Here is a 14226-nt window from a genome sequence, read left to right on the forward strand (position 1 = left end):
TTCGGCGAGCGTGATGACCACTTCCCAGGACCATCGCCTCTCCGCAACGGCACACCCCACTGGGGTCCGGACGTCACGGCCGGCCGTCACTAATCATTTCCAACACATGGAGGTAGAACCATGCTGAACGCCGACGACTTGCAGCTCGCGCAGAAGCGGATCGACGACCTCACTGTCACTCACTTCATCGACGGCGAATTCGTCTCCGCGCCCGGCGATACCGCCGAGGTGATCAACCCCGCCACCGAGGCAGTCATCGCGCGGGCGGCGCGCGGCGGCGCGCAGGAGGTCGATCGTGCCGTCAGTGCGGCGCGACGCGCACGTCGCGCCTGGGCAAAGACGACGCCGGCGGAACGCGCCGCGGTCCTCCTCCGCATGGCCGATCGGGTGGACGCGAACGTCGAGCTGCTCGCTGCTGTCGAATCCCTCAACGGTGGCAAGCCCTTCGCCGCCGTTCTGGATGAGATTCCCGTGGTCTCGGACTGTCTCCGCTTCATGGCCGGAGCCGCTCGGACCGCACAGGCTCCTGCTGCGGGCGAATACGTCGCAGGCCACATCTCGTCCATCCGCCGTGAACCGGTAGGAGTCGTGGCGGCGGTAGTGCCGTGGAACTATCCGCTGATGATGGCGGCCTGGAAGATCGCTCCGATCCTCGCCGGCGGAAACACTCTCGTGCTCAAGCCCGCCGAGGCGACTCCCTTGTCGCTGATCCTCTTCGCCGATTTGGTCGCCGATATCGTTCCGCGCGGCGTCTTCAACGTCGTGCTCGGGCCCGGCAGCACGGTGGGCGGCGCGCTCAGCCGGCATCCCGATGTCGACATGGTCGCGCTCACCGGTAGCACACGAGCCGGGCAGGAGGTCGCTGCGGCCGCGGCCGGCACCGTCAAACGGCTCCATCTGGAACTCGGAGGAAAGGCACCGGTAGTGGTCTTCGACGACGCAGACATCGACGCCGCGGTAGAGGCGATCGTTGCAGGCGGATTCGTCAACGCGGGTCAGGAGTGCGGTGCCGCAACGCGTGTGCTCTGCCAGGAGAGCATCCACGATCAGCTCTTCGAACAACTCAGCGATGCTGCCGCCGCACTGCGAATGGGGGACCCGGCCGAGGGTGAGGCCGTAGCACTGGGACCGTTGGTCACCGCCGCGCAGCGCGACCGAGTCGCCGCGATGGTCGAGCGGGCGAAGGCCGACGGCGCAGTCGCGGTGGTGGGAGGAACGGTGCCGGAGCGCGCCGGCTTCTTCTACCCAGCGACAGTCCTGACCGGGGTGGAAGCAGGTTCGGAAATGGCCCGTGAGGAAGTGTTCGGGCCAGTGGTGAGCGTCGAGACCTTCACCACCGAAGCAGAGGCGATCGCGAAGGCAAACGACGTGGTGTACGGACTCGCCGGCTCGGTGTGGACCCGCGACCACGGGCGTGCCCTGCGCGTCGTGGACCAGCTCGACTTCGGGTCGGTGTGGACCAACACGCACCTCGTGTTCTCCAGCGAAATGCCGTGGGTCGGCTTCTCTCAGTCCGGGTATGGACGCGACAACTCCACCTACGCGCTCGACGACTACACCCGCACGAAGCACATCACGATGGCGATGGGCGAGCCGGACGACCGGCCCGCGCGATAGCCGACAGACGACCGACGGACCAGGACAGGAGACCCGGCATGAAGGTGAAAGCAGCGGTATTCGAAGGAGTAGGCAAACCCATCCAGGTCGAGGAGCTCGATCTTCAGGACCCCCAAGAGGGAGAGGTGCTGGTGCGTCTCGCGGCCGCCGGCGTCTGCCACAGCGACTTCCACGTCGTCAAGGGCGAGTGGGCCTCCGACAGCGGCTCGTTGGTCCTCGGGCACGAGGGCGCAGGCGTGGTCGAGAAGATCGGCTCCGGCGTGACGACCGTGGCGGTCGGCGACCACGTCATCCTGTCGTGGGTGCCCTACTGCGGCGTCTGCCGGTACTGCCAGGCAGGCAAGCCTGCTCTGTGCCCGAAGGTCGAGCAGACCGCGTATCTCAACGTTCAGTACGACGGCACGTCGCGGCTGTCGCGCGACGGGGAGGTCGTTTCGAGTTACCTAGCGACCGGCGCCTTTGCCGACCATGTGGTGGTGCACGAGACGGGTGCGGTGCCGATCCGCAAGGACGCGCCGCTCGACCGCGCGGCTCTCGTTGGCTGCGCGGTCGCGACCGGGGTCGGGGCGGTGATCAACACCGCCGACGTCCGACCCGGTGACAGCGTCCTAGTGATCGGCTGCGGAGGCGTTGGACTCTCGGTGATCATGGGGGCCAAACTCGTGTCCGCTGGGCAGATCATTGCGGTGGACATGAGCGACAAGGCTCTTGATCTCGCGAAGGCCCTGGGTGCGACCGCGGTGATCAACCCGTCCAGCACAGACGTCACGGTGGCCGTGAGTGAACTCGTCGGCGAAGCCGGCCTCGACTGGGCCTTCGAAGCTATCGGTCTCAAGTCCACCATCGAACAGGCCTACGAACTGATCGCTCCCGGCGGCACGGTTGTCGTCGTCGGACAGTCGGCCGATGGAGTCACCATCGAGATCGACCCCATGGTCATGTCCGACCGCGAAAAGTCGATCATCGGTTGCAACTACGGCAGCAGCCGCCCAGCGATCGACTTCCCGCGGCTGATCGACCTGTACATGGCGGGCAAGCTCGATCTCGATGGGCTCATCGGGCACACCGCGCGCCTCGACGAGATCGGCGACGCTTTCGAGCGCATGCGGCGCGGCGAGGGCGGGCGCACCGTCATCCGGTACGACAACGCCTGACTCACCGGCCAGCAACGCGCGTGCGCGCACAACGCAAGGAGCACCATGAGCTCTCGATTCATCGATTTCCGCATCCGGCCCGCCGACGAGGCGACCTCAGTGGATCTGTCAGGCACCGATAGTGAGGGCTATACCCGTATATACGGCGACGACTTCACCGGCGGCCGGTCCCTGGACCATCTCGTCCGCGACCTGGAACAGCACGGCGTCCTGGGCGTGATGCAGGCCGAGTGGGAGGACGACGACCCGGTCGCCGTCAACACCCGTGTCGCGGAGGCGATCGCCGCCCATCCCGATCGCCTCATCGCCGGCATCGCGACGACCGATCCGCGCCTGCCCAACGCAGTGGAGATCCTCAAGCACGCGCACGACGCCCAGGGCCTGCGCGGATGGAACTTCCAGCCCGGATTCCTCAAGGTCGCGGCGACTGACCCCTCGGTAGCACCGCTGCTCGAGTATTGCCAGGAGAACGGGCACCCCGTCACCGTGCACACCGGAATCAACTTCAGCGAGACGGGACCGATCAAGTTCGGCCATCCGGGCACCCTGGACGAGGTCGCTTGCGCTTACCCCGGTCTCACACTCGTTGCCAGCCACGGCAGCTGGCCCTGGGTCACTGAAATGCTCGCTGTGCTGTGGAAGCACTCCAACGTCTATGCGGACTTCGGTGCCATCGCTCCCAAGCGCATGGTCGGCCCCAAGGGCGGATGGGAGCCCGTCGCCCACTGGATGAACACGATGGTCTCCGACCAGGTACTCCTGGCGACCGATTGGCCGATGATCCGGCACGAGCGACTACTCGCTGAACTGTCCTGCCTGAACCTGAGCGACGAGTCGCTCGACAAGTACACCTATCGCAACGCCGCCCGACTCATCGATAAGCACTGGGGAACCAGTCTCGACACCCTCCAAGGAGAATGACCGTGCCGATCAGCGAAGCCCTCACACCAGAACAACTCGCTCCATCGATCTTCGATCTCGCCGGGCGACGGATCGTCGTCACCGGCGCCTCTCGTGGTCTCGGTCGCCAGCTCGCGATCGGTCTAGCAGCGTTCGGCGCAACGGTGGCCTGCGTAGCTCGCGACCAAGCGGCACTCGACGACACCGTCGCAGCAATCGTCGCCAACGGCGGTGCTGCGGCCGCGTACGCCGCCGATCTCGGCGACGCGGACACGGTCGCCGCGCTCGTCGACCGGATCGCCGGTGACCTCGGCGGCATCGACGTCCTGGTCAACAACGCGGGCGTCGACCACGACTCGCCCATCGAGGAGACGAGCCTGGAGACCTGGGAGCGAATCATCGACGTGAACAATCGGTCGGTCTTCCTTCTGCTGCAGGCGGCGTCACCGCACCTCCGTGCGTCGGGCGGTCACGGCAAGGTCATCAACGTCGCATCCGTGCTCGGTACCGTCGCCATGCGCGACAACACCGCTTACGTCATGTCCAAGCACGCGATCGTCGGACTCACCAAATCCGTTGCGCTGGAATGGGGGCGCCAAGGCGTTCAGGTCAATGCTCTGTGCCCGGGATTCCTGGTGACCGATATGACGATCCACTCAGTGTCCGACGAGGCGTCGAGCAAGTGGATCACGTCGCGCACCCCCATGGGTCGCTGGGGTCAGCCCAGCGACTTCGTCGGTGCCGCCGTGTTCCTCGCCTCCCGGGCTTCCGACTTCATGACGGGACAGACCCTGTACGTCGATGGCGGCTGGACAGCTCAGTAACACCGACCCACCGACAGGAGACGATTGACATGACAGATTCCGTCCGGCCAGTCGCGGCACCTCAGCAGGAGCGCTACACCTTCGACAACGGCCCAATGACGTTGGAGCTACGCAGCGTGCGCACGGGACTAACCGACCTCGGCGGCGGCATACTCCGGTTTGACGACGGCGGCGTGGGCGAGCCTTGGAAGCTGCCATACGACGAACTGCTGTACGTGATCAGCGGCACGCTCCAGCTTCATTTCGACGGCGAGACCCTCACCCTCGCACCGGGCGAGGTCGCCGCGATCCCGCGGGGTGCCGAGGTCGTCTACGAAGGCGCCCCGGGAACCACCGCGTTCTACGCGCTGACGCCCGCAGACTGGCACATCGAGTATCCGAACGGCCTTTGACACAGCAGGAAAACGAACCGAACGGACATCGCGGACCTCCCTTCACTGGTGGCCCGCCCGGACAAGAAGGGGAGTCGCGTGCGGAGAACGATCCGGTTCGCAATTGATCACGCAGCGAGCACCTCGCCGGATGCTCCCGCTCTCGTTTTCGAGGGGCGGACGTACACAAATCAAGAGCTGCGATCCGCCGCCCTCATTAGGCTCGGTGCGATTCAGCGGCGAAACGTGGATCGCGGATTGCCGGTCCTCGTAATGCTCAACAACACCGACGAGGCCGTGATCACCTGGCTCGCACTTGCACTCGGCGGATACACCGAGGTCCCGGTGAACACCGCCGTCGTAGGGGAGACCCTGGCACATCTGTGTACGGACTCGGGAGCCACCACGATCATCACAGAGGCTGAGTTCGTCGAGCGGCTGCCCAAGGTGGCCGCCGGGCGCGTGTTGGACGTCCTCCTCATCCCGGCTACCGGGTCGGCTGATGCAAGTGACGGCAGACTGCTGATCGACGATGTGGGACGACCGGGTGCCCCCGTAGCACGCGGTGAGATGGATCTCGCCGCGGTCATGTACACCTCCGGCACGACCGGGCCATCGAAGGGCGCGCAACTGACCGAGCGCCACGCCTTCACATACGCGGAGTCCGTTGCGCAGATCCTCGATTTGCAACGAGGCGATGTGTACTATGCGCCACTACCGCTGTTTCACATCGCTGGCCGGTGGGCGGTTGTCTACGCAAGCCTGCAGCGCGGTGCATGCACCGTTCTAGTGCGCCGGTTCAGCATCTCATCCTTCTGGCGCGACGTCCGGCACAATGACGTGACCGTCACCTTCTTGCTCGGCGCGATGGCACAGTTCTTGCTCAACGGTGCGCCAAGTCCTGAGGACGCCACGAATCCACTTGAACGTGTACTGATGGTCCCTCTTATCGAAGGGCTGGACGAGTTTCGTTCGCGCTTCGGCGTTCGTGTCGTGACGTGTTTCGCGTCCACGGAGGCCAACGTTCCGCTCGCATCAGGCTGGGACGTAGGTGTCGAAGACGGTGCCGGCCAACCACGCCCCGGATTCACGTTGCGTCTCGTGGACGAAGCCGGCGTGGACGTGGCCCCGGGGCAACGCGGAGAGCTGCTCGTCGCGACCGACGAGGAAGGCATGTACCTAACGGGCTACATCAACAATCCGGAGGCCACTGCGCACGCGCTGGCCGACGGTTGGCTGCATACCGGCGACGTCTTCGTCTGTGACCGCCACGGCAGATACCACTTCGTGGATCGGCTGAAAGACGCGCTGCGCAAGCGTGGCGAGAACATCTCCTCCTTCGAGGTCGAACGGGAGGTGCGCTCACACCCCGCCGTCCTGGAGTGCGCCGTGGTCGGCATTGCCTCGGAGCACTCGGAAGAGGACGTGGTCGCCTTTGTCGAACTGGACCCTGACATCGATTCCGTCTCAGCCCAGGACATCCGCGACCACGTGCGGGCTCGCGCCCCGAAGTTCCTCGTACCCGACCACGTCTTCTTCGTCTCCGCCTTTCCGCTGACTCCCACCGGCAAGATTCAGAAATTCGAACTGCGCGAGGAAGCACGTCGACGGGCGTCCCTGTCATGACCCGTAGAACGAACGTCGTCATCGTCGGAGGGGGAGTCGTTGGACTCTCCACCGCAATGCAACTCTCCACGGATGACAGGTACCAGGTCACCGTCCTCGAAGCGGACCACGTAGGGGCAGGGTCGTCGTCTCGATCGGTGGGGATTGTTGAGACTCAATACGTTCAACCGTTCGACATCGAGGTGCGTGCATACGGCCATCGGTTCATCAGCAGGATCGCCGAGAACTCAGACCTCCAGCTACACCGCAACGGGTACCTGCGCCTCGCAGACTCCGCAGCGTCGCTCGGGGAATTCGAAGAGAGCGTCGCCCGGCAACGTCAGTTCGGCATCACCGGTGCGCGAGTGCTCGATACAGAGGCCGTCCGCGCACTTGTCCCTTTCATCGCGATGGACGATCGCGCCGGAGGGCTGCTCGGCGCAGACGACTTCTATCTCGACGGATATCTGTATGCGAATCTCATGGCAAGCCACGCAAGGTCGAACGGCGCCAAGCTGATCCAGCGCGCGCGGCTTGTCGAGTGCCGGTGGACTACCTCTGGCGCGGAGCTCAGCACCAGCAACGGAGCCTTCTCTGCGGACCTTGTCGTCAACGCCGCCGGCGCCTGGGCGGGCCGCGTGGGCGAGATTCTCCACGCTCCCGTTGAACTACGCCCCGAACTGCATCACGCCGTGACCGTCTTCTCCCGGACCGCCATAGCGGGAACCGTGCCATCGATCATGGACTACGTGCCCGGGCACGGCGGAGAGGGCATCTACCTGCGCCCCGAGGGATCCAACAGCTTCTTCGCGGGCCTCCACTCGGAGGTCTCGAGCGGTACCCGGGTCGATCCTGACCAGGTGTCGCTGAACGCCGCGGGACCGGAGTTCGTTGATGCGCTCGCGGAGGCGTTCTTGACCCGATTTCCTGGCATCGACGACGCCGAGCTGGGGCACGGCTGGTCCGGTCTCTTCCCGATGACCTACGACAGCAGCCCTGTCGTAGGTCCACACCCCACGAACGATGCCGTCATATGCGCGCTCGGTAGTGGCGGCAACGGAATCCAGCTGTCTCCCGCGATAGGACGAACCGTCGTCGAATACCTCCGTGGCGAGGCCCCGACGATGGCGGGGCCAGCAAGCCCGTGGGATCCGAAGCGGATCTCCGCCATCGATCACATCGACACAAAACCCGAAGGAGCCCTCCGATGAAAGTGGAGAGTCACGGCATCGACTTCATCCCGGAGTCTGAACGCTACGGCCATCCTCGTCGCCTGTTCAGCATCTGGTTCAGCTCGAACATGCAGGTCACCGCCATGGTGGTCGGCGCGCTCGGCGTGGTGGCAGGACTCGGAATCGGTTGGGTGATCCTGGCGCTGATCCTTGGCAACCTCGTTGGTGGCGTGTTCATGGCCGGCCATTCGGCGCAGGGGCCGCACTTGGGGATCCCTCAGATGATCCAGAGCCGCGCGCAGTTCGGAGTGTACGGTGCCAGTGTTCCGCTCGTCGCGGTAGTCATCGCGTATGTTCTGTTCTTCGCAGCCAATGCCGTGATGATGCGCGATGCCGTTAAGCAGTTGCTCCCCATCGGGGACAATGCCGCCCTGATCGTGTTCGGCGCCGCGACACTCGTTGTTGCCTACTTCGGATACGAGCTGATCCACCGGCTCGGAACCGTGATGACGTGGGTGTCCGCCGCGTTCTTCGGCGCCGTGCTGTTCGTGGTAGCAGTTGCTGGCGTGCGAGGCGGCGCGATCATCGAGTCCGTCCCGGCCAGTTCGTTCTCACTGTCCGTCTTTGTCCTGGTCTTCACACAAGCCATGTCTTGGTCCTTGGGATTCGGCCCGTTCGTCGCGGACTACTCGCGTTACCTTCCCGCGAACACACCGTCCCGCTCAACGTTCTGGTACAGCTACGCGGGCCAGGTCCTTGGCGCGTCCATCGTTATGGTGATCGGCGCGCTCGCGACTGCACGCGCAGTGGACGTCGAGGCGAGCCCGGCCCTCGGCATCGCCGGCCTGTTCGGCGCATTCGCATCGGTTACGCTCGTCGTCATTCTCTTCGGTGTGCTCGTTTTCAACGTACTGTGTCTATACAGCGGCTACATGTCCACGGTGGCGATCTTCAGCAGCCTCCGCGGCGCCGCGATCATCGGTCCGCGACTCAAGCTCCTCGTCATGTCGCTGATCGCGATGGTTGGCATCGTCATCGCGATCTCGACTCAGCATGACTTCTACTCCTTCTTCGGCGACATCCTCATCGCGCAGGTGTACGTTCTCGTCCCCTGGACCGCCATCAACTTGATGGACTTCTACGTCGTCCGTAAGGGGAGGTATCGGATCGGTGACATTTTCGATCCCAACGGGATCTACGGCAGGTTCAACCAACCCACTATCGCCGTGTTCGCCATCAGCATTCTGGCTCAAGTGCCATTCATGAGCCTGCACGTCTACCAAGGTGCTATCGCGGCACGACTCGGCGTCGACATCAGTCCCGTCGTCGGGCTCGCCGTCGCGATCATTTTGTACCTTGCAGCCGCCAGGGCCTTGACGCGAACCTCAGTCATGCACTCGCAGACCAGCTCCGCCAAACACTGACAGCGACATCATCGTGATCGGCGCCTGGTTGTTCTTTGGGAACCACGAATCGCACTGGGCTGATCCGATCGCAGTCTCAATTCGTCCGGTACACGCAGGAGAATCCATGCCCATCGACCACTTCGAACACAGCGGTGACTTCCCGTTGCTGTTCAGCCCATTGGAAATCGGTCCTGTCACGCTCGCCAACCGCATCGTCAATGCGCCCCATCAGACAGGATTCGTCCGCGACAACCGCATCACTGATCAGTTGCTCGCCTACCACCGCGAGCGTGCCCGAGGCGGCGCTGCCCTTATTATGTCCCAAGCGAATTCTGTCGTTCCCGGCTACCTCGACCTCCAGAATGTCTCCGACGAGATAATCGCGGACTATCGCGCCGCAACGGCTGCTGTGGCCGAGTTCGGCGCACATTACGGCGTCGAGCTGTACCACCCCGGCAGCCAAGGAAATTACACCGGCGACCTCTCTGAGGTCTACGTGGGCCCATCAGGTGTTCCGTCAGCGTACTTCCACTCAGGCTGGCGAGTACCGCACGCGATGACGGAGGCAGAAATCCTCGGGATCGTCGAGAGCTTCGCTGAAGCTGCCCGACGCTGTCGAGAAGCGGGCGTCGGGGTAGTCGAAATCCACCTCGCGCACGGGAACCTCATCGAGCAGTTCATCTCGACTCGCACGAACCACCGTGTCGACGATTGGGGCGGCCCGCTCGAAAATCGTCTCCGGTTTGCCGAGCACGTTCTGCGGGCCGTGCGAACTGCTGTCGGGCCCAACGTCGCCGTAGGCGCGCGGATGACTGCGACCGGACTGGACCCACAGGATCCGGGCCCGTTGGACGCCGCAGAGATCATCGGAACGGTCGGATCGTGGGAGCTACTCGACTACGTATCGCTAACTATGGGGCGGTACTCCGACGCGCTGAACACATCACGCAACGTGCCGAACATGAGCTATCCACCGGGCACGTGGCAGAAGTACGGCCGAGCGATCCGGAGCGTGCTGGAGATCCCGACGATTCTCGCCGGTCGGGTAAATCATCCCAGGGTAGCTGAGGACATGCTCGAGTCCGGGAGTTGTGATGCCGTCGCGATGGTCCGGGCTCTGATCGCCGACCCCGAGCTTCCGCGGAAGGCGCAGCAGGGAGAGGTTGACCGGATCCGTCCGTGCGTTGGCGCAATGAATTGCCTTCACCGTCTCGATCAGGGGCGCGGAATTCGATGTATTCACAACCCTGCGGTGGGGCATGAGGCCAATCCGGAGCAAGATCTCCGGTCCCCAGGCCCGCGCCGGCGCGTTCTCGTTGTCGGAGGTGGACCGGCAGGGCTCGAATTCGCACGCGTTGCAGCCGAAAGCCGCCACGATGTCACGCTCTTCGAACGGTCCAGGATCGGTGGACAGGCCATCACAGCATCGAAGCCACCCACACGCTCGGAGCTCGCTGAGATCGTCACCTGGCTCAGCCAGGAATGTCAGACGCTGGGCGTTGACGTACGGACAGGAATCACCATGTCGCGAAAATACATCGATGACTTCGCGCCCGACGTCGTCGCCATCGCCACCGGATCGCGATTCCAGGCCAACCCCTTCGCCGGCGGACCGATGCGCACAATCGAGCCCGGAGCAGTGCTGTCGAGCACCGAACGATTCGAGGGCACAATCGCCGTCTACGACACCTTCGGCGACTGGCACGGCCTCGGTGTCGCCCACTCGCTCGCGAGCCGCGGCGCCGATGTCGTCTACGTCTCGCCAACCCCGTACCCTGGCAGCGCCCTGGAGCTGACCAACTGGCGAATCGAGTACGCGAAGCTAGCTGAGGCCGGCGTCCAGTTCCACCCAATCACCGAAGTCACCGGAGTCGACCACGACTCACTCAGAGTGCGCCGAGGATTCTCCTCGTCCGAGACATCAATAGGTGGGATCGACGCCCTTGTATGGGTAGCGCCGCCGGAGGCCGACGACACACTTTTCCGCACCCTCAATTCGGATGCTTTCGAGCTCCACTTGATCGGCGATGCATACGCGCCCAGGGGTATTGAACAGGCTATTCACGACGCGCGCATCGCCGCGCAATCGATTTGAAGCAGATCCGAACACACCCCATTCGAACGAGCACCCGTTGTATTCGCGGACCCGCCGAAGACCAAGGAAGGAACAGTGATGAAGAATCCGCCGATGCCTGCAGGGGAGAAGAGTGTCCTCTGCGGCATCATCCTGTTCGCTCTCGCGACATTCTTGCCATGGACGCACAACGCAGATATCGCTGGTGTTGGGCTGATCGCCTGGATGATGTGGGTCCTGCTCATCGCGGCGCCACTGGCCGGGCTCGTCCTCACGCTGACAACGCGTGAGAAGGATTGAGGGCTGATGACACTGACGATCGTTCTCCTCTATTTCGCTGTCGTTGTCGCAGTAGGCATCTACGCGTACCGCAAGGTCAACGGCTCCACCGATCAGTTCTTCGTCGCGGGCCGCAGCCTTGGCACATTCGTGAACTCGTGGGCATTCCTCGCATCGCTGGCGAGTGGCGGATCGGTGATGGCCGGCGTCGGGACAGGAATCGCACTGGGCTTGCCGTACTTTGCCGCGCTGGCCGCGGGAGCTCCAGTCGGCTTCGTCGTCGCGTCGATCCTCGTCGCCCGGCCGCTGCGCAACCTCGGAAAATACACAATCCCGGACTTTTTCGCTGCACGTTTCAACAGTAAAGCAATGGCATGGGCAGTTCCCCTGATCATTGTCGCGGGCAGCCTTGCCTATATCGTGGCGCAACTCAAAGGCGCGAGCATCGTTGCGTCGTATCTCCTCGGCTGGAGCTATGAGCAGGGGATCGTCCTTACCGGGATTGTTTTCATTCTTTACGTGGCCATCGGTGGATTCCTTTCCGTCACACTGAATGACGTTATCCAGGGCATCCTGATGTTCTCGATGATGGTGGGATTTGCCGTGATGGCCTACGCCGCGATGGGCAGCTACAGTTCGTCCTTCAACACGGCGCTCGAAAACTACCCCTCGTTGGGCGAAACAGGCAGCGCGCTTCCGATCGCGTCGTACATTGGCGGATTTCTCACATGGGCGACGGCAATCTGTGTCCTGCCACACGTGATCATGCGGGTGTACTCGGCGAAAAGTGTTCGCTCGGCGAGGCTTTCGCTCAACTACGCGATGCTGATTTTCGGTGTGATGATGCTACTCGGCGTTCTCGTTCTCACGCCCGCCGCCGCGGCGCTGGTCGACGACCTCGACCTCACGCAGCCTGATGCCGCGTTCCTCACGCTTGCCGAACACGTCCTGCCACCTGTGATGCTCGGCGTCGTCGTGGCGGCAATCCTCGCGGCGATCATGTCCACAACCGCCGGACTCTTGATGGCATGTAACTCCGCGCTCGCACATGACATTTACGCCAAGCTGATTCGTCCGCAAGCGAGCCAGCGCGAAGTGGTCTGGGCGGCCGGAATCGCTACCTGGATCGTGGGCGGGATCGCGATGATATTCGCACTCAATCCGCCTGACTTCCTCATCGTTCTCTATACCGCGGCAGTCGGGCTTCTCGCCTCCTCCTTCTTCGCTCCGATGATCCTCGGCATCTGGTGGCCGCGCTGCACAACCCGAGGGGCGACCGCTGGACTGTTTGCAGGTGCGGTGACGTTCGCGGCCGCATTCCTTCTGTTTGACATGCCGTACTCCACAGAACTGTTAGTTGCCCTGCCCGTATCGTTCGTGACATCGGTAGGCGTGAGCCTGGCCGCACGTCCGGGCGGCGAACGTGAGAAAGAACGGCTCGAGCCGCGAGCTCAGCCGGTGTAACCCACCATCCGCAGCGCGGGAGCCTGGTCACGCTGGTAGTACCGCGAACTCCAGGTCCGCCCGCTACCGCCGATGGGAGCGGCAGGCCCGCGCCGTCGGCCCGCGGGTGGCGCACCCAGCGTCACCCGCAGGCGAATGGTCGCCGTGCTCGCAGCAGCCTTGGCAGCGCTGATCGGCAGCTCGATACCCCACATGATCATCGCGTGGAGCCGCCCCGACCCCAACGGCTAGCAACCCGAGTTGACGAGTGTGTTGTACGCGCGTTCATAGTTGCTCGCGGCCTGCCGAGTGAGGACGTCATTAGGCCCGTACTTGTCGTAAGTCGTGACGAACGTTTTCGCCGTGTAGTCGTAGTCGCTCCACACCTTGGCGCAGTACCTGGCGTGGTCGCGTTCCATGGGCGCCGCCTGCGCCGCCCCAGCGCCGAGGCTGGCGAGTGCGCCCGCGAGCGCGATGGCTGTAATGGTCTTGCGCAGTGATGACCGAACTTTCATCTGTGTTCCTTTCGGAGGAGTGAGCGGGATTGTTCCCACTTGCCTCGTACAGACGACGGCGAACGAAAAAGGACGCACCTGCACCCTCGAAGGCGATTGTCGAATGAACCAAGCGGGGGAAGTGGAGATCATCGACGCCAGAAAGCCGAATTGGCCATCGACCGGACCGGTCCGATGGACGCTCCGGCGATCCTCCGATCACGCACGCTCAACAGCTACCACCCATGCAGGCGCAGTTCGCAACACCGAAGGTAATGCCCCAAGCGCCGCCGGAGAGAGGTTATCAGAACCTGCCGTATTCGCATGCCATGCGAATAACCAATTTAATACTGACGAGTTCTCGTATTGCCCGGTTGAGGGCGCCTTGCAGATTGATTCCTAATTTCCGGATTTGCTGCATCAGGTATTGCGGATGGATGTGGCGGCCCGGTGTGTAGCCGGGAAATAGCCAGGGGGACTGGGGGTTCGACGCGGTGTTTGTGTTGCGTCGATGGGGGAGATAGTCGCGTACGAGGGTGCCGAAAGGTTCGGGGACTGCGACGGCCTCTGAGGTGAATCTGATGCTGACATCTGCGGGCGATGTGACGACGTCGTCAAGCCTGAGCGAGCAGATTCTGGTAACTGGCTGGGCATAGAGAAGCAGCAGCATCGCTGCAACCCGCATTCCCGGAGGCGTGTCACGATGGGGCTCAAGTAGCGTCCGGAGGTGGTTGATTCTGTCGTCGTTGCTGAGTATCAGTGTGCCGCGGGCCTTGCGGTATACGCCCCAGAAATGACGAAACCCCGGCGCACAGGACAATTTGGTTTGCGGCCACCGTCCTTGTGATCGCCAGGGTCGTCGGTGAGATTCTCGTCCGGATACTTCC

The 14226-nt window shown here is 63.4% G+C and carries 14 protein-coding genes; 11 read left to right on the top strand and 3 right to left on the bottom strand.

Annotated features, from left to right (window positions below):
- Positions 1-120 precede the first annotated feature (120 nt).
- The 11 genes from ONR57_RS18015 (at position 121) to ONR57_RS18065 (ending at position 12866) form a co-directional block, all read left to right on the top strand.
- On the top strand, positions 121-1617 hold the full coding sequence (locus tag ONR57_RS18015) for an aminobutyraldehyde dehydrogenase (RefSeq protein ID WP_265124913.1): 1497 nt from the start codon (positions 121-123) through the stop codon (positions 1615-1617).
- A gap of 38 nt (positions 1618-1655) precedes the next feature.
- Positions 1656-2771, top strand: coding sequence for a Zn-dependent alcohol dehydrogenase (locus tag ONR57_RS18020; RefSeq protein ID WP_265124914.1), 1116 nt, complete (start codon positions 1656-1658; stop codon positions 2769-2771).
- Positions 2772-2816: 45 nt separating this feature from the next.
- Entirely contained in the window at positions 2817-3692 is an 876-nt protein-coding gene (locus tag ONR57_RS18025; protein ID WP_265124915.1) for an amidohydrolase family protein, read from the top strand.
- Positions 3689-4495 (top strand): SDR family NAD(P)-dependent oxidoreductase, encoded by an 807-nt coding sequence (locus tag ONR57_RS18030; protein ID WP_265124916.1) that lies wholly within the window; start codon positions 3689-3691, stop codon positions 4493-4495. Before ONR57_RS18025 ends, ONR57_RS18030 begins: the two co-directional genes overlap by 4 nt.
- A 29-nt stretch (positions 4496-4524) precedes the next feature.
- On the top strand, positions 4525-4887 hold the full coding sequence (locus ONR57_RS18035) for a cupin domain-containing protein (protein WP_265124917.1): 363 nt from the start codon (positions 4525-4527) through the stop codon (positions 4885-4887).
- Positions 4888-4965: 78 nt separating this feature from the next.
- Positions 4966-6492 carry a class I adenylate-forming enzyme family protein gene (locus ONR57_RS18040; RefSeq protein WP_265124918.1) on the top strand — a complete coding sequence of 509 codons (1527 nt, stop codon included), beginning with the start codon at positions 4966-4968 and terminating at the stop codon, positions 6490-6492.
- Positions 6489-7682 (top strand): FAD-binding oxidoreductase, encoded by a 1194-nt coding sequence (locus ONR57_RS18045; RefSeq protein ID WP_265124919.1) that lies wholly within the window; start codon positions 6489-6491, stop codon positions 7680-7682. Before ONR57_RS18040 ends, ONR57_RS18045 begins: the two co-directional genes overlap by 4 nt.
- Positions 7679-9067, top strand: a complete 1389-nt coding sequence (locus ONR57_RS18050) for a cytosine permease (protein ID WP_265124920.1) — start codon at positions 7679-7681, stop codon at positions 9065-9067. The genes ONR57_RS18045 and ONR57_RS18050 overlap by 4 nt, the downstream gene beginning before the upstream one ends.
- Positions 9068-9173: 106 nt before the next feature.
- Positions 9174-11144 (top strand): FAD-dependent oxidoreductase, encoded by a 1971-nt coding sequence (locus tag ONR57_RS18055; RefSeq protein ID WP_265124921.1) that lies wholly within the window; start codon positions 9174-9176, stop codon positions 11142-11144.
- Positions 11145-11222: 78 nt separating this feature from the next.
- Positions 11223-11423, top strand: a complete 201-nt coding sequence (locus ONR57_RS18060) for a hypothetical protein (RefSeq protein WP_265124922.1) — start codon at positions 11223-11225, stop codon at positions 11421-11423.
- Positions 11424-11429: 6 nt separating this feature from the next.
- On the top strand, positions 11430-12866 hold the full coding sequence (locus ONR57_RS18065) for a sodium:solute symporter (protein ID WP_265124923.1): 1437 nt from the start codon (positions 11430-11432) through the stop codon (positions 12864-12866).
- Here the strand turns inward: ONR57_RS18065 and ONR57_RS18070 are convergent.
- From ONR57_RS18070 to ONR57_RS18080, 3 genes are all read right to left on the bottom strand, one after another.
- Positions 12854-13060 (bottom strand): hypothetical protein, encoded by a 207-nt coding sequence (locus ONR57_RS18070; RefSeq protein ID WP_265124924.1) that lies wholly within the window; start codon positions 13058-13060, stop codon positions 12854-12856. The two genes, ONR57_RS18065 and ONR57_RS18070, sit on opposite strands and share 13 nt — an antisense overlap.
- 33 nt (positions 13061-13093) lie before the next feature.
- The gene (locus ONR57_RS18075; protein WP_265124925.1) at positions 13094-13360 is read right to left on the bottom strand and encodes a hypothetical protein; all 267 of its coding nucleotides are present in this window, start codon (positions 13358-13360) and stop codon (positions 13094-13096) included.
- 283 nt (positions 13361-13643) lie between these two features.
- A complete protein-coding gene (locus tag ONR57_RS18080) occupies positions 13644-14024 on the bottom strand; it encodes a hypothetical protein (RefSeq protein ID WP_265124926.1) in 381 nt (126 codons plus the stop codon).
- Positions 14025-14226 lie beyond the last annotated feature (202 nt).

It is taken from the genome of Hoyosella sp. YIM 151337, from assembly GCF_026041215.1.
Taxonomy (GTDB): domain Bacteria; phylum Actinomycetota; class Actinomycetes; order Mycobacteriales; family Mycobacteriaceae; genus Hoyosella.

Coding starts and splice junctions, on each gene's coding strand:
- ONR57_RS18015 (WP_265124913.1), top strand. CDS start 121: ATGCTGAACGCCGACGACTTGCAGCTCGCGCAGAAGCGGATCGACGAC.
- ONR57_RS18020 (WP_265124914.1), top strand. CDS start 1,656: ATGAAGGTGAAAGCAGCGGTATTCGAAGGAGTAGGCAAACCCATCCAG.
- ONR57_RS18025 (WP_265124915.1), top strand. CDS start 2,817: ATGAGCTCTCGATTCATCGATTTCCGCATCCGGCCCGCCGACGAGGCG.
- ONR57_RS18030 (WP_265124916.1), top strand. CDS start 3,689: ATGACCGTGCCGATCAGCGAAGCCCTCACACCAGAACAACTCGCTCCA.
- ONR57_RS18035 (WP_265124917.1), top strand. CDS start 4,525: ATGACAGATTCCGTCCGGCCAGTCGCGGCACCTCAGCAGGAGCGCTAC.
- ONR57_RS18045 (WP_265124919.1), top strand. CDS start 6,489: ATGACCCGTAGAACGAACGTCGTCATCGTCGGAGGGGGAGTCGTTGGA.
- ONR57_RS18050 (WP_265124920.1), top strand. CDS start 7,679: ATGAAAGTGGAGAGTCACGGCATCGACTTCATCCCGGAGTCTGAACGC.
- ONR57_RS18055 (WP_265124921.1), top strand. CDS start 9,174: ATGCCCATCGACCACTTCGAACACAGCGGTGACTTCCCGTTGCTGTTC.
- ONR57_RS18060 (WP_265124922.1), top strand. CDS start 11,223: ATGAAGAATCCGCCGATGCCTGCAGGGGAGAAGAGTGTCCTCTGCGGC.
- ONR57_RS18065 (WP_265124923.1), top strand. CDS start 11,430: ATGACACTGACGATCGTTCTCCTCTATTTCGCTGTCGTTGTCGCAGTA.
- ONR57_RS18070 (WP_265124924.1), bottom strand. CDS start 13,060: ATGTGGGGTATCGAGCTGCCGATCAGCGCTGCCAAGGCTGCTGCGAGC.
- ONR57_RS18075 (WP_265124925.1), bottom strand. CDS start 13,360: ATGAAAGTTCGGTCATCACTGCGCAAGACCATTACAGCCATCGCGCTC.
- ONR57_RS18080 (WP_265124926.1), bottom strand. CDS start 14,024: ATGCGGGTTGCAGCGATGCTGCTGCTTCTCTATGCCCAGCCAGTTACC.